Genomic DNA, 18,029 nt, shown 5'->3' with positions numbered 1-18,029 from the left:
CTAACAACTCGCTAATGCAGCTTGGAAACCCAGCTCGAAAACCAGGGAAATTGAAGAGTGACTACCATAAGAAAATTTGGCCCAAAGGGCTGGACACCGAAACGACTCGCCTCACTCAGGGGCAAAACCTATGTCATCACGGGAGCCAACAACGGTGCAGGTTTCCAGGCAGCGCGCACCTTTCTATCCAAAGGCGCTAAAGTCGTGATGCTGAACCGCAATGTCGACCGTTCAACAGCTGCCATTGAAACACTCAGGAGAGAGTTCGGCAGCGGTGCCGATGTGACGTTTGTGCATCTGGATTTAGGTACGCTGGATTCAGTTCGAAGAGGTGCGGCCGAGGTACTGGAGAACACGCCTCGAATAGACGCCCTCATCTGCAATGCCGCTATTGCGCATATGCCTACCCGGGAACTCACTGTGGATGGTTTTGAAGCGCACTTTGGCGTTAACCACCTGGGACACTTCTTGCTATGTGGTTTGCTCTTCGACCGAATTGAGAATTCGGTCGGTCGTATCGTAATGGTGGGCAGCAAAGGCTACAAGTTCGGTGCGAAACGAATCTATTTTGAAGATATCAATTTCGACTGCAACTACGACTCACATCATCCCTACTACCAGAGTAAACTCGCTCAGGTAATGTTCGGTTATGAGTTGCAGCATCGTGCGCAGGCAGCGGGGAAAAATATCACGATCCAGGTCTGTCACCCCGGTGCATCGCGGACAAACTTATTGAATGACACAGCCAGCTTTGCTCTCAAGACAACCTGGGCTGTACTGTCTTTGTTTGCGCAGTCAGCAGAGAAGGGATCCTGGCCTGAAACGTTATGTGCGGCGGAGGAGAATGTGGAGGTTAACAAGCTCTATGCTCCGACAAGATTTGAAATGGTCGGTCCCGTCGATGAGTGCTCGATAGACCCGTGTGCCCTGGATAGAGAAGCGGCTGCCAGGCTCTGGACAATTTCTGAAGAAAAAACGGGCCTCACCTGGTCGCATTTCTGAATAGCTTTGATGCGGGTTATCCAGGTGTCATGGTCGATTGGAGCGGGGTTGGCATTGACGAATTTCTGGGATTCATGTACCGTCATTTCGCAAAATACTTAATGGTCAAAAGGTAAATATAAGATGTCAGAGAAGATTGCAGTCGCGGCGTCAATCGCCAGGAAAGAGAGGCAGATAGGCAGCGTGATGAGCTTTGATGGTACTGTCTTTTGCTCGTTGGAGGTAATCTGCCATGAAGCACTTTGAAACGGATGTTGCCGTCATCGGCTGTGGTGTCGCTGGAATGGCCGCAGCGTTGTCAGCGCTGGAATCAGGCGCGAAAGTTATCAATGTCGAGCGTTCTACGTTCGAGGAGCGCGGCGGCAATTCGCGTTGGACAGATGCCAACCTGGCTTTGAAGTTCGGTCAGGAGGAGCCTGAATGGGACGATGCTTTCTGGGCCTCATTCGAAAGATATCATGGATTCCACGTCGATCCGGAGATGATGGCGGAAACAGCCAATGACTACGCTAGTTGGCACCCCAATGTTAAAACGGCACCGTTTCTTGATCCTGAGTTGCTGAGCGCTTTCGCTGAAGGGATGCCCGAAACAGTGGAGTGGCTGCAAAACCACGGGGTCGAGTTCAATATGGACGGCAAGTTTTTCCCCTTCTTTCTCAAGATCATGCGGATGCCGTATATCTCTGGCGGGGGGCTGGAGGTTATCGACAAACTGACTCCCTTGATACAGGCCAAGGGTGGTGAATTCCTCTGCGAAACTACGGCGGTCAAGCTGCTGAGTGACGATATGGGACGCGTATGTGGCGTGCGCTGTGTCGGGAAAAACAACGAGCCAGTCGAGATCAATGCCAAGGCGGTAATACTCGCCAGTGGCGGCTTCGAGGGCAACCCGCAGATGCTGGCACAATACGTTGGGCAGAAATCGCGATACATGAAGCCGGTAGCGAAGGGCGGGTATTTCAACAAGGGTGAAGGCTTACGCATGGCGCTGGATCTTAATGCCGCGCCGTCGGGCGACTGGAGCGACGTCCATCTGCAGCAGGTCGATCCGCGCTCAACACAGCCCGAGGCTCTTGTGGATATCTGGCCGTGCGGGATTGTGGTCAATCAAAACGGCGACCGCTTTATGGACGAATGTCCCCACGATCCCGGTACCTTCCAGGAGTCGGCGGGGCGCGCGGTTATCGAGCAGGACGGCGGAATCGGTTACATCATCTACGATAACCAGCTCGACAGCGGTGATCAGGAGTGGCGCTTTGGCATCCGCAGCGAAGTGCCTGCCATTCAGGCGGACTCACTCGAAGGGCTGGCTGAGCAGCTTAATATTCCGGCCGACAAATTCATCAATACCATTGAAACATACAACAATGCCTGCCATGGCTCGGATGAGGTCGACTACACGCGTTTCGGTGTGGGTGGTGGTTTTTTCGATGGCATTGGTACACAGGGGCTGGCTATTCCGAAAAGTAACTATGCCAAGCGCATCGATAAGCCACCCTTTTTCTGTTACCCGATGATGTCCTCCATCTGCCTGACGTGCGGCGGTCTGCGCATTACACCGGACGCACAGGTGGTGAATTACAGTGGCGATGTGATCCCCGGGCTCTACGCAGCCGGTGAAACCATCGGCATGTACTACGGTCAGTACGTCGGCGCGACTTCCGTGCTGCGCGGTCTGATCTTCGGGCGTATCGCCGGCGCCCACGCTGCCGATTAATCGTCCAGGCCTCAACTACCAGAATGACGGGATTGATTGAGCTCTAGCTGAGCCCGGAGTGTGCGCTGGCTGGTCCATTGACGCCGCAGTAGATAATTTAGAGGAGAGTGATATGAAAGATTTCAAGGGCAAAGCAGCTGTGATCACAGGCGGAGCAAGTGGCCTTGGCAGGGCAATGGCCAACCGGTTTGGCGCCGAAGGGGCGAGGGTGCTTGTCTGCGATCTGCGCGAAGACAGGCTGCAGGAGGTGGTGAAGGGCCTGATAGATAAAGGCGTAGACGCTCACTACAAGGTCTGCGACGTGTCAAACTTTGAGGATGTAAAGGCGTTAGCAGACTATGCGTGGAATGAATTCGGCACTGTCGATGTCCTTGTCAATAACGCCGGTATCGCGGGCTTGCCCGAGCTGATTGTCGATTCGTCAGAGGAGTCGTTTCACCAGACGTTCAACACCAATGTGATCGGCCCGCTCAACGGTATCCGGGCTTTTGGAAATCGGATAATCGAGCAGGGAACCCCCGGTATGATTTTAACCGTTTGCTCTGAAGCCGGACTGTACTCACCGGGCCCCATGACCGGTATCTACGCGGCATCGAAATATGCAGTGCGGGCTATCTGTGAAACATTGAGAATTGAAGTGCCAGAGCAAATTCATGTCGGATGTATTTATCCGGGTATGGTTCAAACAGAACTTGGAGGTACCAAAGAGATCACCAAATCGGGCATGACTACGGATGAATTTATCGACAAAATTTGGCCGCAAATAGAGAACGATGAATTCCATATAGTCTCTCATCCCTACGGTAGAGATTATGTCAGCGAGAATTCCGAGGAAATCACTAACGCATTTGACCGCTATGCGCCGCACTATGAAGGCGATCAAATATATGATTCCAGGGCACTTGCAAAACAACTGCTCAATGAGTACTGACAGCGTTTTATCACAACCATTCATATTCAAAGTAGCGCTCTTGTATTGCGGACTCGATTTCACGCATTCTGCGACTGTCAAAGAGCTATCAGCGCATAGATGAGATGTCTGCCATGGAAAATGCCGGGAAAATTCATTACGACTTTGAGTGTTTCTTTCCAAATGTTGATCGCCAGAAGTTCTGGGATTTATTTGTCGATTACGAAGCGTGGTCGAACTCGGATAGCTTGCCCGGACAGATCACAATTCTCAAACCCGGTAAGAATCATCCGATGGGAGAGGGGGGCACGCGATCTGTCGTCACTGGGTCGATGCGTATCAAGGAAGACATAGTCGGTTTTCGTCCGCCGGAATATTTTAGTTATGCCACGCACAATGGCAGCTTGCCAGTGAATGAGTTTGTGGGTGAAATGGTTTTTGAGGTGCACAAGGGTGGGCTGACTGCAAAGTATAAAGGGCGTTTCAACCCCAAGTGTTTCGGTACTGGTTGGCTTTTTAAGACTCTGCTGCGCTCAGTGCAGAAATCCGCCTTTCGAAAACTCGCAACCGCCTATCAGGATTATTATCAATAACGGTTTTAGCGCGTATAGGCTGACAACCAAGTTTCGGTCTCTGAAGTGGCCAAGCAGCCCCTCTTGATCACAAACCAACAGAACTTGTTCGAACACGGATTCAATCGCATCGGGGTAAGCGCTGATAAAGTTTGCAATGCTGGTTCAGTGCGGCACTCTATCGGAGGACAACGTCTTGAAGACAATGTTGTGTTCGCACTGCCTCTGGATGTTTTCGAAAGATCGGACATTAGTCGGTATTCCTCTTTTACGCATACGCCTAAGGAACCGGCGGCGCAGCCGTCCGGTTGCCTTACTTGTTATTGAGCCGCTAGACAAATGCATAAACTACGATTCCAAGCCCAACCAATACCCAGGTATTGCCTGCAAAGGTATTCAGCCTATTGTGGCTGGTAATCTTGAAACCCGCACCCACTTGGGTCTGAAGCGGATGATTAATCCACTCACCGATGCCTACAAAAATTACACCGATGGAAACGAGCTGTACAAGAGTGTTGCTCACTCCCTTCATTTCCACGGTGAGGCCTAGTATCAAGGTAAGCGTCCCCAGAACTGGAAGAATCTTGTACCAAGAATCGATTTTTAATGACGATAGTGGATTCTCACTCATACTAAGGCTCTATAACGCTTCAAGCAGGGGCCGCTGGTAAGCGGTCCCGGCGCGAAGCGCCCTCGCTGCCTTGATTTGTTAAGTGCCCTCACTCTAAGCCTACTGGTACCTTTAATTGTTCGAATAAGTCCGAATTAGACTGAGCAAACTCGAATTTATATTTGGAAATGGCGTACATCAGCCTATGCAAAAGAGCCTCGAAGGCATCGTACTCATCCTGAGTCAGGTAGAGAGACTCACGAAATATCGCCGTCGGCATTCTAACATCTGTATCGTCGAAGACGGTAAAAGAAGAAGTTCTATATTCCATTTCTTCCTCGTCAGAGTGGCTAACTATCTTATCTCGGAGCCGAAGAATTTTGTTCTTTAGGTCGTCCTCCTCTTCGGAGAATTCAAAGCCAATTGCCGCTAAGTCTAGCGTTTTTCGCCCACGCCCAACTTTAAAGGGGCGTGAAAAGGATACGATAGCGGTCGTTTCAAAGCATCGAAATTTGCGCAGCTGCACTCTCGAGTATTGCTCTTCAAAATCGCACTCTTCACATAAAAATGTCACAGCCGAAAGCGCCTGCTGAAAATCCCAGGAAGAATAGATAATTCGATGTGGAATTGGCTGTTCGTGGTCGCTCATGTCGTTGTGGCCGCTCTCATGGGCACTTAACAGCTGAGAACATAGACCGGTCTAAATAACACCCCGGCCCAGTTTGTAAATTCCAGTTGAATCAATTCCCTTTGCAAATCAACCTCCTGTCAATTCCAGTGGCGCATATAACGCTACATAGGGAGCCACAGTGCTGAGCGTTTATCTTTTTATATCGAGTGTCCGCTATTCGGTCGCGAACTCAATCCAAGCCTAGCAGACATTAAGGGCCGAGTGTAGGCGATTGAGTATATTGGCCTCGCCAAGAATTGGGTCTTGATAGTGCCCGCTTTTGGGAGAAAAAGGAGGCATAACATCTGACAAGCCCTGCTTGATCTGGCCTGCACTATTGCAACTAGGCACCGCTCGATTTGACGACCATACCCAGCTTCCATCCAGGTTGAGGCGTGTTGAGCGATCCATGCTTGACTGATTGGTGTCTCTTCCAGTCAACCGGCAGCCAGAAGATCATTTGGAAGCTTGCCCAGTTGATCGTCCGCGAAATGAAGTAAGTCACTTGCGATCGTCTTGAGCCGCTCAAACTCTTCTTCGGTCATCGCGTTTGGCCGTTCCCCGGTGCGAGAGAATAGGGTGTTGAGCTGGGCGTACACTACGATATTGCGGTACTGGGTCAGCCACCAGTAGAAGGTCAGCTCCCGGTCATCCAATGATTGGCCGGTAAGGGCGAGATAGCGGTCCACCACCTGTCGCCGTGTCCACCAGCCATTCGCTTCACAGGGCATGCGACATTGATAGGCGATCAATTCATGGTCACTGCGACTGCCCCAGTAGGCCAGCAGGATAGCCAGTTCATAGAACGGGTCGCCGATAGTGCACATGTCCCAGTCGACAACGCCGCCCACTTCGAGGCTATCGGGATCAATCAACATATTGTCCAGTTTGAAGTCGTTGTGCACCAGAGTCACCGGACGCTGCTGCGGCAGATTGGCGGACAGCCAGTCCCTGATGACCGCGAGTTTCTCCTGTTGCGATTCGTTGAGCACCCGCTGGCCGCGCTTGAACCAACCGCCCACCTGACGCTCCAGAAAGCCGTCGGCCTTACCCAGATCGGCAAGGCCCACGGCCTGTACATCCACCCGGTGCAGCTGCGCCAGTGTCTCCACCAGCAGTTCTGACAGTGCGTGGCCGATCTGTGCCCGGCCCTGTAACGCCTCGGGTAAGTGTCGGCCGATGCAGACTCCTTCACGAAACTGGCTGATGCAGAATGGCACGCCGATGACGGATTCATCGTCGCAGAATACCAGGCCTTTTGGTGCCGGGGGGAAAGCATCGCCAAGGCTGGACAGCACCTTGTATTCGCGGGCTACATCGTTGGCGCCGGGGGGCAGGGGGCCATCCGGCGGGCGGCGCAGCACGGCCTTCGCACCGTCCATTGATATCAGGTAGTTGTAATTGGCGGAGCCACCGGACAACTTGCAGATTGGGAAATCTGTATCCAGTTGGTGTCCGATGCTTGTCAGATAGGCGTCGATGGCCTGCCACATCGTTGATTCGGGTAAAGTACTCATAGCTTACAGGGTCAGACCTCCATCGATGGTCAACTGCTGGCCGGTGACATAGGCCGCCATGGGGGAGGCCAGGAACAGTACGCCGCCGGCGATATCCTGTGGTGTGCCGAAACGGCCCAGAGGGTTGATCTTATTGAATTCTTCTTCCTGCTCCGGGCTCGACTGATTCGCGGTCAGCTTGGTGGGTACCATACCGGGCGCTACACTATTGACGCGAATACCCTTGCGGCCCCATTTCATGGCCAGGGATTTGGTCAGTTGCACCAGACCGGCCTTGCTGGCGCTGTACGCGGGGTTGTTCAGGGCGGGGCGGATCGACACTATCGAGTCGAGGTTGACGATATTGCCGCCGCTGGCTGCCAGCAGGTCATAGAACTCGGTACACAGTTGCATGGCGCCAGTGAGATTGATACTGAGAACTTTCTCGAAACCCTCGCGCTCAAACTCGGCTTTTTTCCATAGCACCGAACCGATGCAGTTCACCATCACATCCAGTGCGTCAAACTTTGTCGCCAGTGCGCTGATGGCCGCTGGGTCCTGGATATTCAGGGAGTGGAACTGCATACCGCTGAAGTCCCTGTCGTAATCCTCCGCGTTGCGTGTGCCGGTGATTGCCACTTGGGCGCCGGCCTCCAGGAAGGCCTGCGCAACACCGTAGCCGATGCCGTCTGAAGCGCCGCAGACCAGTACTTTTTTGCCTGTAAAATCCAGTGCGTTAACCAAACTCATAATCGTTGTCCTGTTGCCGGGAATGTCTTGATAGTATTCAGCGGTTCTCTGCTGCAGCTTTGATGGTCATTTTGCCCAGCTGTGACATGTGAACCTCGTCGGGCCCGTCCGCCAGGCGCACAAAGCGACCGTAGCTGAAAATATTGGGGATAGGTGTGTCCTGGCATAATCCCATGCCGCCGTGGGCCTGGATTGCCCGGTCCGCCACTTCCTGGCACATGCGCGGTGCTACGATCTTGATCATGGCGATTAGTTCACGCGCCTCCTTGTTACCTACCTTGTCCAGTTTGTCTGCGGCGCTTAGGGTAAGCAGGCGCGCCTGTTCAATCTCGCAGCGGGATTTGGCGACTTCCTGTCGGATACTGCTCTGGTCTGCGAGCTTCTTGCCGAAAGCAACCCGTGAGTCGACACGTTTACACATCAGATCCAGGCAGCGCTGGGCGGCGCCGATCAGGCGCATGCAGTGGTGAATGCGGCCGGGGCCCAATCGACCCTGGGCGATCTCGAATCCGCGGCCTTCCCCGAGGATGATGTTCTCAACCGGGACGCGCACATTCTCCAGCAGTACCTCGCCGTGGCCAGAGGGGGAGTGCAGGGCACCGAACACCTTCAGCGGGCGCAGCACCTTCACTCCCGGTGTATTGCGCGGCACGATAATGGTGGACTGTTGGATGTGCTTGGGCGCATCCGGGTCAGTCTTGCCCATTACCAGCAGTAATTCGCAGCGTGGGTCGTAGACACTGGAGGACCACCATTTACGGCCGTTGATAACGTATTCGTCACCGTCGCGCACAATGGAGCACTCCACATTGGTCGCGTCGGAACTGGCTACCTGCGGCTCAGTCATCAGGTAGGCGGAGCGAATTTCGCCGTCCATCAGTGGTTTCAGCCAGCGTTCCTGTTGTGCCGCCGTGCCGTATCGGGCCAGTACCTCCATATTGCCGGTGTCGGGGGCGCTGCAGTTGAAGACCTCGGAGGCCATCTCTACCCGTCCCATCAGTTCTGCCAGCGGCGCATACTCGAGATTAGTCAGGCCGGGACTGAACTCTCCGTACTCTTTCGGCAGGAACAAATTCCACAGCCCCTGTGCCCTGGCTTGTTGCTTCAGCTCTTCCATCACTGGGTGCACTTGCCACAGGTTGGCCGGATCGTTAACAAACTCCTCGTAAGCCTCCTCGATCGGGAAAATATGCGCCTGCATAAAGGCATCTACCCGCGCCATCAGGTCATTTACCTTGTCGCTGTGTTCAAAGTTCATACCACGTGCTCTCTTTCGACATAATAATAATGTTACTGATTAAACAATAATTATAGACATACATTACTTATTGAACAATAAGTAAATACTGATATACTGGCAGGCAGATTAAATGGATGTGGATGCCCGGCCATTGTGTCCTGTCGGGGCATCAGAGATTTACCGTGTTTCTTAGGAGTTCCTATCATGAGTGCGAGCAATAAACCCCGGCGCCTGCGCCGTTCTCAACTTGCCGTACCCGGCGTGAGCGAAAAAATGTTGACCAAGGCCGCCGGCCTGGATGTGGATCATGTGTTCTGTGACCTCGAAGACGCCGTAGCACCCTCGGCCAAGGAGGGGGCGCGGCAGACAATTGTCGATGCCCTCAACGGTCTGGACTGGGGTAGCACCGTGCGCTGCGTGCGCGTCAATGATGTCACTACCCAGTGGTGCCACGATGACATCATTGCCATCGTTGAAGGTGCTCGTGAGAACGTGGACACCATTATGTTGACCAAGCCTTTTTCCGCTGCCGACGTGCTGTTTGCGGATAAGTTGCTGAGACAGCTTGAGAAGAAGCTGGGACTGAAGAAGAAAATCGGGCTGGAATGCCTGATCGAAGAGGTCGAGGCTATGCACAATGTGTGGGATATAGCCCACAGTTGTGAGCGCCTGGAGTGCCTGATATTTGGCATGGGCGACTATTCAGCCAGTCAGGGTATGTCAGTCAAGGATATAGGTAAGGCGACCTATCCCGGCGATATCTGGCACTACCCTCGCTACCAACTGACTATCGCATGCAGGGCGGCCGGTATTGATGCTGTGGATGGCCCCTATGCGGATTTCAGTAACCCCGAGGGCTACACAGAAGAGTGTAAGCGCTGTGCAACGATTGGCATGGTCGGCAAATGGGCGATCCACCCCTCCCAGATCGCGCCAGCACTTGAGACGTTTTCCCCGGATCAGGAAGATGTCGATCTGGCGAGAGAATACATTGAGGTATTTCGCGAGGCTGAAGCCCAGGGCATTGGTTCAGTAAACCATAAGGGCGCCATGGTCGATGCAGCCACGGCCCGCGTGTTCCAGAATGTGGTTGATCGTGCTGACCTGATCGGTATGTGAGGCAATGGGTCGCCAGCATTGACTGCTGGCTGCGCGCTTCCTGCATAGACATCCGATGGGCTAACCGGCAGGCGCTGAATAGTGGCGAATGTGTTGCCAGCGGGTATTTGACTCTGGACCGGGAAGAGGTCGTGGCGCCAGGTGCGAAGGCTGAGGCGCCGGAATTATTGTCGAGGCGGTGACTAGGGGGGCTGAGCGTGTAGGGTTACTTTTTCATCAACACGCGGTCGCAGGTCAACTCCAGCATTTTATATGCCCGGTCCAGATCGACGGCTTCACCATTGACAAAGTACTGGACAGCTACGCCTCGCAGTATGCCCATATAGATCACCGCAAAATCGTCGAGGTTTACCTTCGCATCTATCTCACCATTCTTTTGTAACGGTTTAAGAATGTCTACGATGCCTTGTCTCACTTCCTTATCATAGTCGCTGAAGAAAGGGCGCAATTCCTTGCAGGTGGAATAGCTTTCATTCATCAGTCTGAACTGGGCCAGCATCAGGTCCGATTTAGCTTCGACGGCCTCAAGATAGCGCCTACCCGTCATTTCCAGGAAATCCAACCCTTGTGCTTCCTCTAGTGAGGGTAACAGCACTCGTTCCCGCCACAGGTCGAGGATGCGCTGCGCCGTCGCCTCGAGTAATTTTTGTTTCGATTTAAAGCGATAGCTGATCAGACCTCCGCTAAACCCGGCAACCTTTCCGATCTTGGCCAGCGTCATTTTCTCCGGCCCTTCTTTCGCGATCAGCTTGATAGCTGCCTTGTACATAGCCTTGTCTGAGGCCTCAGTCCGTTCCGCCTGGGTGCGCCTTTTCTTCTGTTGAGCCATTTCAATAAGTCCGTTTTTGTTAATGAATCGGTGGCAATGCAGGAATGCTATTGGTGGCTACTATACTAAACAGCCCGTCAGTTTGTATATGTCAGTATTTAGCATTCGACGTGCCGTACTAATAGATTGGTACGTAATTCTGGACGCTATATACTAGTTGAGTATACAATAAGTAATATGCCTGCTCAGGGTTGATCGGACGATAGGGGAAAGCCGTCATCGCTCTACCTGAAGTATTTGCAATAGCGCACAGACAGTGGGAATGACTGCGATGAGTGAACAGAAAGAGAGACCGGCCTTCCTGGATAAGGCGGAACTGTGGGATAAGGGCAATTACATTTCCGACTTTGAGGAAGGGCGTGTGTTTGAGCACCATTGGGGCAGGACTATCAACGCTGGTGATAACAGTCTGTTTACAACCCTGTGCCAGATGTATAGCCCGCTCTACTTCAACCACAGCTACGCCGTTGAAATGGGGCATCCGGGTGTGGTCATCAACCCTCTGCTGGTGTTCAACACGGTATTGGGTCTGTCGGTGGAAGATCTGAGCCTGCGCGGTCCGTTCGTTGGAATCAACGACTGTCGCTTTATCCGCCCGGTCTATGAGGGGGATACCTTGACGGCAAAGAGTGTGGTCATGCAGCGGCGCTTCTCCAAGAGCAAACCCGGTACTGCCATCGTTACCTGGAAAACGGAAGGTTTTAATCAGCGCGGTGAACCGGTCATCGAATACACGCGCTCCAACTTCCTGCAAGAGTAGTCGCATAACGTGTCCATCTTGCGCTGAGGATCAAACTATGAAACTGCAAAAACTGACAGCCAACGACAACTACTTTGAGGACTTCAAAGTAGGCAAGGTCTATAAGCACGCACGGGGTAAGACTGTTACTGAAAATGACGCGGTGACGCTTTGCCATCTGGTAATGAATTCTGCCGATGCACATTTTAATGACGACAAAATGAAGGACACCTTCGTCGGCAAATCCCTGGTATACGGAGGGGTGACTATCTCAATTACCATCGGCCTGGCATATCAGGATACGGGTGAACAGGTGATCGAGGAGCGCGGCCTGACCGGGATCAAGCTTATGCACCCCATCGTCCACGGCAACACCCTGTATGCCTATACCGAGGTGCTGGCGAAAGAAGACATTGATAACAACAGCGGCCTGGTAACCTTTCGTCACTACGGTGTGGATCAGGACGAGAATGTCGCGTTTCAGGGTGATCGTACCGCCCTGCTTCTCAAACGGCCTCACTGATCAGGTCAACTGCAATACGGCCATGCCTGATGTGAATCGCTGTGGCCATTTTACTCGTGGAGAGTCGGTCGAGCACCCTGTGGTGAGGGTCGAGAGCTTCTGGATGAATTAAATGACGAGAGGTTTTTAGGTGTACGAATACAAGGCGCCACAGCGAGACACATTGTTTGTCTATCAGGAACTGTTCGATTTTAATCGCCACTACCAGTCTCTTCCCAAATATGAAGAGGTGACACCGGAGCTTTGGTCATCGATTGTGTCGGAGGGGGCGAAGTTTGCGGAGAACGTGGTAGCGCCCCTGAACCAGAGTGGCGATGAAGAGGGCTGTTCCTGGAATGAGGGCGCGGTGACGACGCCTGGTGGATTCAGGGAAGCCTACCAGCAGTACCAACAGGCGGGTTGGCCCAGCCTTGATTACGAGCTTGAAGAGGGAGGGCAGGGCCTGCCGGAATCTCTCAAAATGCTATTGGCGGAGTATCTCGGCAGCGCCAACTACGCCTGGAGCAGCTTGATCGGGTTTGGCTGGGCGGCCACCAAGAGCTTGCGCGCCTATGCGTCACAGGAGCTGTGTGAGAGATATATCCCAAAATATTGTACGGGAGAATGGCTGGGTACGATGTGTTTGACTGAGTCCCACTGCGGCACGGATCTCGGCCTGCTGCGCACCCGCGCGGTGTCGGAGGAAGATGGAACTTATTCGATCACGGGTACCAAGATTTTCATCACGTCCGGTGATCACGACCTGACGGAGAACATCGTTCATCTGGTGCTCGCCCGTATCGAGGGGGCGCCGGCAGGAACCGCCGGGATTTCGATGTTCGTGGTGCCCAAGTATCTCGATGACAACGGAAAACCCGGCAGGCGCAACGGAGTGCATTGCGGTTCGATCGAACACAAGATGGGTATCAAGGGCTCGGCGACCTGTGTGATGAACTTTGAGGCGGCAAGGGGCTATCTGGTGGGTGAGCCGAACCAGGGCTTGCGGGCCATGTTCCTGATGATGAACGCTGCCCGCATAGGTACCGGGATGCAAGGGCTCGCCCATGCGGAAATGGGGCTGCAGAAGTCCGCCGCGTATGCACAGGAGCGTTTGCAGATGCGGTCGTTGAGTGGCCCCAAAAATCCCGATGGTCCTGCGGACGCAATTATTGTCCACCCGGATGTGCGGCGGATGCTGTTGACCCAGAAAGCCATCGCTGAGGGTGGCCGGATGCTGGTGGCCTACTGTGCCAGGTTGACGGATATCTATAACGCGCATGAAGACCCGGAGGAACGCAAGCGGGCGGACCAGCAGTTATCCTTCCTGACACCTGTGGTGAAGGCCTTTCTCACAGAACTGGGTGTCGAATCCGCCAGTTTGGCAGTGCAGTGCTTTGGTGGACATGGCTATATCCGTGAGTGGGGGGTGGAGCAGAACCTGCGCGATGCACGCATCGCAACGTTGTACGAGGGCACCACTGGCGTGCAATCCCTGGATCTGTTGGGCCGCAAGGTATTGGCCAGCCAGGGCGCCGTCGCCGCACCGCTTTTGGACGAGATCGCAGCGTTCTGTGAGGCCAATATCGGCGATGAGCGTGCACAGCAGTTGGCGGCGTTGTTGCCGCGCTTGCAAAACCTCACACTCGCCGTAGGTGCCAAAGCGCAGTCCAGTCCCGATGAGGTAGGTGCGGCATCGGTGGATTACCTGATGTTTGTCGGTTACCTGCTCTTCGCCTACTTCTGGGCCCGGGCCGCGCTGCTGGCTGCACAGAAGATCGATGAAGGCGCAGCCGAGGACGCGTTCTACGCCTCAAAAGTGCATACTGCTGACTTTTACTTTGCCAAATTGCTACCGCGTATTGAGGCTCTGGAAAAGTCCATATTGGCGGGCGCTGACAGCCTTATGGCTATGCCGCCAGAGCAATTTCTTGCGCATATTTAGGGCGGTTTGCGGGCCGCTCTGCATTGCTTATAAAAACACTGGTTGAACAATAAGTATTGTTGGATATAATGCCTGTAAGACAGCCAGCATAGAGAGCAGGAGACACGTGGATAACAATCTACCCGATTTCAGGCGGTCCTTCCTCGATATCCTGGACGAGGCCTTCACTGCGCATGCGGATCGCATTTGCATCCGGTTCCAGGGCGCCACCTACACCTATGCGGAGGTGGACAAGTCCTCTGCGCGAATAGCCAATGCGCTGATGGCCGCTGGCTTCACGCCTGGTATGAAGGGTGCCGTTTACGCGCTCAACTCGGCTGTCGGGTTTATCGCAACCCTCGGGATTATTCGCGCCGGCGGCGCCTGGATACCGGTGAATCCACGCAACTCTGCAACAGACAATGTGAAGATCATGTTGCAGTTTGAGTGCCAGGCCCTGTTTTACCAGCAGGGTTTTGAAGAGCCGATTATGGAGGTGCGCGAGCAGTTGGCAGGAGACACTATCGCAGTCAATCTTGATCAGGGCACAGATCACGCGCAATACCTCAACGACTGGATTCAGGGGTACTCCGACGCCGCGCCGGCGGTGGCAGTAGACCCCGATGACCTCGTTTCGATTCCCCTGACCGGTGGGACCACAGGGACGCCCAAGGGTGTGATGCTGTCACACTCGAATTTCTGTGCGTTCGATTACGCCATGCGTCAGGGAAGTGGCGCTGATGGCGATGTGGTGATGTTGTGTGCAGCACCCATGACCCATGTGGGAGGGCGTATTGCATTAGCTTCTCTGTCCAGTGGCAGTACGTTTGTCATACTGGATCAGGTCGATATCCAGCAAATCATGGCAGTCATTGAGCGGGAAAAAATCACGGATATGTTTCTTCCGCCAACGGCTATCTATACCTGGCTGGAGCAGCCCAATATTGGTGATTTCGACTACTCCAGTCTGAGACGCATCGGCTATGGTTCGGCACCGATTTCACTGGACAAGCTGCGCCAGGCGATAAAGGTGATTGGTCCGGTAATGCAGAGCGGCTTCGGCCAGACAGAGTGCCCATTGTTTATCACCACCTTTTCGCCAGAAGAGCACCTGATAGATGGTGAAATCGCCCCGGACTCGCGCCTTGCCAGTGTGGGACGGGCGACCTCCATTTCCGAGTTGGCGATCTTCAATGATGAGGGCAACATGTTGGCCCCGCGGTCACTTGGTGAGATCGGTGTCCGTGGCCCCTGTGTCTCCCTCGGTTACTACCAGGCCCCGGAAGAAACCGCAAAAATCCGCCGCAACGGCTGGCATCTAACCGGCGATATCGGCTACCTGGATGAGGACGGCTACTTGTTCATTGTCGATCGCAAGAAAGACATGATCATCAGCGGGGGCTTCAACGTGTATTCCACTGAAGTGGAGCAGGCGTTGATGGCGATACCAGGAGTGAGTGTTGCGAGCGTTATCGGCGTTCCCAGTGAGAAGTGGGGGGAAGCGGTAAAGGCGTTGGTGCAGTTGGAAAGCGATACTAATCTCGATGAACAGCAGATCATGGCGATGGCCAAGGAGCGGCTCGGTGGCGTCAAGGCCCCCAAGTCGGTGGAGTTTGTGGACGATTTTCCCCGTACCCCCGTTGGCAAGATCGACAAGAAGGTGCTCAGGGCCTCCTACTGGGAAGGGCACGCCAGGAAAATCTGAATCCACCACGGCATTAGTCGGGCTCTATCCCGAGACTATAGATATCCACCAGCAAATACCGGTGATGCCAGACGAATAAAGAGGAATGAGGCACGATGGGGGAAAAGCGGGATGTATCCACTTTTTGTCGAGTCTGTGAGCCCATGTGTGGTGTGCTCGCAACCGTTGAGGACGGTCGAATCACCAAAATCAGCGGAAACCCTGACCATGTTCTGGGCAAAGGCCACTTTTGCAAAAAGGCGATGGGCGCAGTCGACATTACCTACGATCCGGATCGTGTCCTCTACCCACTGAAACGCAGTGGCGGCCCCGGTGAATTTGAACGCATCTCCTGGGAGCAGGCGTTCAGTGAGATCGCTGATAGGTTAAGTACAGTTCGCGGAGAATTCGGCGATGCTGCATTTGCCAGCTATATTGGTAATCCACCCGCGTTCATCTCAGCAGATTCCCTTGCACACCATGCTATGGCACAAGCGCTTGGGATGAAGTGGCGGTATAGCGTCAACTTCGAGGATGCTGTTTCATTTGCGGTCGCAGTGGAAGCGCTGTTTGGCAAGATTTCACTCACCCGGCCCGATTTTTGGCGATCAGATTTTGCATTGCTCGTAGGGGCAAACCCGGTGGGCTCTCATGGTTCACTCATTAGTGAGCCTATTGTGGGAAAAGCGCTAAAGAGTATTGTCGATCGGGGTGGAAGAGTCATCGCCGTCGACCCATACTGCAGCGACACGGCCCACAGGTTTGAACACCAACCCATACTGGCTGGATCCGATCCGTATTTTCTGGCGGCGCTGTTAAAGTCGCTGATCGATCAGGGTTTCGTGGATGCTGATTTTGTGGACGATCATACCAGCGGGTTTGATCAACTGTGCAACATTCTGGCGCCCTGTTCGCTGGAGTGGGGGGAACGCTTCAGTGGCATAAAAGCTGGCACGATTCGAGAACTCGCGCAGCAGTTCGGCAGTGCCAAAAGCGCCTGCATCTACGGGAGGACGGGTACCTGCACCCAGCGGTACGGCACGCTGTCCAATATTCTTATGCATCTTATCGCTATCGTCACGGGCAATCTCGATAGTGAGGGTGGGCTTTCTTTTGGCTATTGTATGCTGCAGGGTGACAGCCCCAAAACGGGCTCTGCGAGAAGTCGAACCACCGGCCTGCCGGATGTTGGTGGTGCCTTGCCACCGGTAGCACTACCCAGCGACATTATTGAGCCCGGCGACGGGCAGGTTAAAGCGCTGATGATGGTTGGCGCGAATCCGGCGCTGGCCGCGCCAGTGGGAGCCCGACTCTGTGAGGCGATACCGCATCTGGATCTATTCTTTTCGCTCGATCTGTATATCAACGAAACCAATCGTTTCGCAGATTATATTCTTCCCTGTACCACTATGTGGGAGCGTGAAGATGTGCCCTACGTGTCACTGCTCGGCATGATGCTGCGGCCCAGCCTCTATGCCACGGCAGCCGTGGTAGAGCGCAGAGGCGAGGTCAAGGAGGAATGGGAAATATACTTTGAATTGTGCAATCGTCTAGGCAAGGGCGAGGCCACCGCGGTGACTCCGCATGACATGATTGACGGTATTATCCGCAATAGTGAATTTGGCGATAAGTTTGGTGAAATCGCCGATGGTCTCACCTATGACAAGTTGCTGCATGATTACCCCAATGGTGTCGAACTGATGGAGCATATGCCCACCGGTGTGCTTGAAGACTTTGTCGCAAACGATAATAAGTTGATCAATCTTGAGCCACCCGAACTGCTAACTGAAATGGAGCAACTGTTCGTTGATGCGTTTTTTGACCAGCCAGAATTCCCTCTACGTCTCCACAGTTTAAGAGAAGTGCTGACGCACAATACCTGGATGCACAATGCGCAAAGTCTTGTAAAAAGCCGGTGGCAACACTATGCCCGAATCAGTGCTGAAGATGCGCAGCGCTGCGGTATCGAAGATGATAGTGAAATACGGATTCGTTCACCCTATGGTGAGGTGTGCATTACTGCACGAATATCGAAAAGAATCAGCGCAGGTAATGTGGCGCTGCCCCATGGCTGGGGTCACCAGGGCGGTTGGAAAATTGCCAATCAGCGCGGTGGCGTTAACTCAAACATACTGGCCAGTGATAATCCTGCCGATAGTGACAGGATATCAGGCGGTACGGTGTTGAACGGCATACCTGTCATTATCGAACCCGCGTGACGGCGCTGAGACTGTTGCACACCCCCACCCCAGTCAGTTGCGCATTCCA

16 protein-coding genes and 1 pseudogene are annotated in these 18,029 nt (G+C 53.7%); 10 read left to right on the top strand and 7 right to left on the bottom strand.

Annotated features, from left to right (window positions below):
* Positions 1-57 precede the first annotated feature (57 nt).
* From AC0L6S_RS09685 to AC0L6S_RS09670, 4 genes are all read left to right on the top strand, one after another.
* Positions 58-1,002, top strand: a complete 945-nt coding sequence (locus tag AC0L6S_RS09685; protein ID WP_473428280.1) for an SDR family oxidoreductase — start codon at positions 58-60, stop codon at positions 1,000-1,002.
* A 232-nt stretch (positions 1,003-1,234) separates the two neighbouring features.
* Positions 1,235-2,719: an FAD-dependent oxidoreductase gene (locus tag AC0L6S_RS09680; protein ID WP_473428279.1), complete on the top strand. Its 1,485-nt coding sequence runs from the start codon at positions 1,235-1,237 to the stop codon at positions 2,717-2,719.
* A gap of 112 nt (positions 2,720-2,831) precedes the next feature.
* Positions 2,832-3,650 carry an SDR family NAD(P)-dependent oxidoreductase gene (locus tag AC0L6S_RS09675; protein WP_473428278.1) on the top strand — a complete coding sequence of 273 codons (819 nt, stop codon included), beginning with the start codon at positions 2,832-2,834 and terminating at the stop codon, positions 3,648-3,650.
* Positions 3,651-3,763: 113 nt separating this feature from the next.
* Positions 3,764-4,222, top strand: a complete 459-nt coding sequence (locus AC0L6S_RS09670) for an SRPBCC family protein (protein ID WP_473428277.1) — start codon at positions 3,764-3,766, stop codon at positions 4,220-4,222.
* A gap of 45 nt (positions 4,223-4,267) precedes the next feature.
* On the opposite strand, the pseudogene AC0L6S_RS09665 reads toward AC0L6S_RS09670, so the two are convergent.
* From AC0L6S_RS09665 to AC0L6S_RS09640, 6 genes and pseudogenes are all read right to left on the bottom strand, one after another.
* A pseudogene (locus AC0L6S_RS09665) lies at positions 4,268-4,438 on the bottom strand (IS1182 family transposase); the annotation flags it as partial.
* Positions 4,439-4,532: 94 nt separating this feature from the next.
* Positions 4,533-4,832, bottom strand: coding sequence for a hypothetical protein (locus tag AC0L6S_RS09660; protein ID WP_473428276.1), 300 nt, complete (start codon positions 4,830-4,832; stop codon positions 4,533-4,535).
* A gap of 88 nt (positions 4,833-4,920) precedes the next feature.
* Positions 4,921-5,460, bottom strand: a complete 540-nt coding sequence (locus tag AC0L6S_RS09655) for a hypothetical protein (protein WP_473428275.1) — start codon at positions 5,458-5,460, stop codon at positions 4,921-4,923.
* Between the two features lie 458 nt (positions 5,461-5,918).
* Complete coding sequence (locus tag AC0L6S_RS09650; RefSeq protein WP_473428274.1) at positions 5,919-6,998, bottom strand: phosphotransferase family protein; 1,080 nt, start codon at positions 6,996-6,998, stop codon at positions 5,919-5,921.
* A gap of 3 nt (positions 6,999-7,001) precedes the next feature.
* Positions 7,002-7,727 carry an SDR family NAD(P)-dependent oxidoreductase gene (locus AC0L6S_RS09645; protein ID WP_473428273.1) on the bottom strand — a complete coding sequence of 242 codons (726 nt, stop codon included), beginning with the start codon at positions 7,725-7,727 and terminating at the stop codon, positions 7,002-7,004.
* Positions 7,728-7,764: 37 nt separating this feature from the next.
* A complete protein-coding gene (locus tag AC0L6S_RS09640; protein WP_473428272.1) occupies positions 7,765-8,985 on the bottom strand; it encodes an acyl-CoA dehydrogenase family protein in 1,221 nt (406 codons plus the stop codon).
* Between the two features lie 186 nt (positions 8,986-9,171).
* Here AC0L6S_RS09640 and AC0L6S_RS09635 point away from each other — a divergent pair, with 186 nt between their 5' ends.
* A complete protein-coding gene (locus tag AC0L6S_RS09635; RefSeq protein WP_473428271.1) occupies positions 9,172-10,086 on the top strand; it encodes an HpcH/HpaI aldolase/citrate lyase family protein in 915 nt (304 codons plus the stop codon).
* A gap of 205 nt (positions 10,087-10,291) precedes the next feature.
* On the opposite strand, the gene AC0L6S_RS09630 is transcribed toward AC0L6S_RS09635, so the two are convergent.
* Positions 10,292-10,915 carry a TetR/AcrR family transcriptional regulator gene (locus AC0L6S_RS09630; RefSeq protein WP_473428270.1) on the bottom strand — a complete coding sequence of 208 codons (624 nt, stop codon included), beginning with the start codon at positions 10,913-10,915 and terminating at the stop codon, positions 10,292-10,294.
* A 271-nt stretch (positions 10,916-11,186) separates the two neighbouring features.
* Here AC0L6S_RS09630 and AC0L6S_RS09625 point away from each other — a divergent pair, with 271 nt between their 5' ends.
* From AC0L6S_RS09625 to AC0L6S_RS09605, 5 genes are all read left to right on the top strand, one after another.
* Positions 11,187-11,675 (top strand): MaoC family dehydratase, encoded by a 489-nt coding sequence (locus AC0L6S_RS09625; RefSeq protein ID WP_473428269.1) that lies wholly within the window; start codon positions 11,187-11,189, stop codon positions 11,673-11,675.
* Between the two features lie 37 nt (positions 11,676-11,712).
* On the top strand, positions 11,713-12,177 hold the full coding sequence (locus AC0L6S_RS09620; RefSeq protein ID WP_473428268.1) for a MaoC family dehydratase: 465 nt from the start codon (positions 11,713-11,715) through the stop codon (positions 12,175-12,177).
* A 130-nt stretch (positions 12,178-12,307) separates the two neighbouring features.
* Positions 12,308-14,098, top strand: coding sequence for an acyl-CoA dehydrogenase C-terminal domain-containing protein (locus tag AC0L6S_RS09615; RefSeq protein ID WP_473428267.1), 1,791 nt, complete (start codon positions 12,308-12,310; stop codon positions 14,096-14,098).
* A gap of 106 nt (positions 14,099-14,204) precedes the next feature.
* On the top strand, positions 14,205-15,782 hold the full coding sequence (locus tag AC0L6S_RS09610) for a class I adenylate-forming enzyme family protein (protein ID WP_473428266.1): 1,578 nt from the start codon (positions 14,205-14,207) through the stop codon (positions 15,780-15,782).
* Between the two features lie 95 nt (positions 15,783-15,877).
* Positions 15,878-17,980 (top strand): molybdopterin-containing oxidoreductase family protein, encoded by a 2,103-nt coding sequence (locus AC0L6S_RS09605; RefSeq protein ID WP_473428265.1) that lies wholly within the window; start codon positions 15,878-15,880, stop codon positions 17,978-17,980.
* Positions 17,981-18,029 lie beyond the last annotated feature (49 nt).

It is taken from the genome of Halioglobus sp. D3-4, from assembly GCF_055809315.1.
This window is presented reverse-complemented; position numbering and strand designations above follow the sequence as displayed.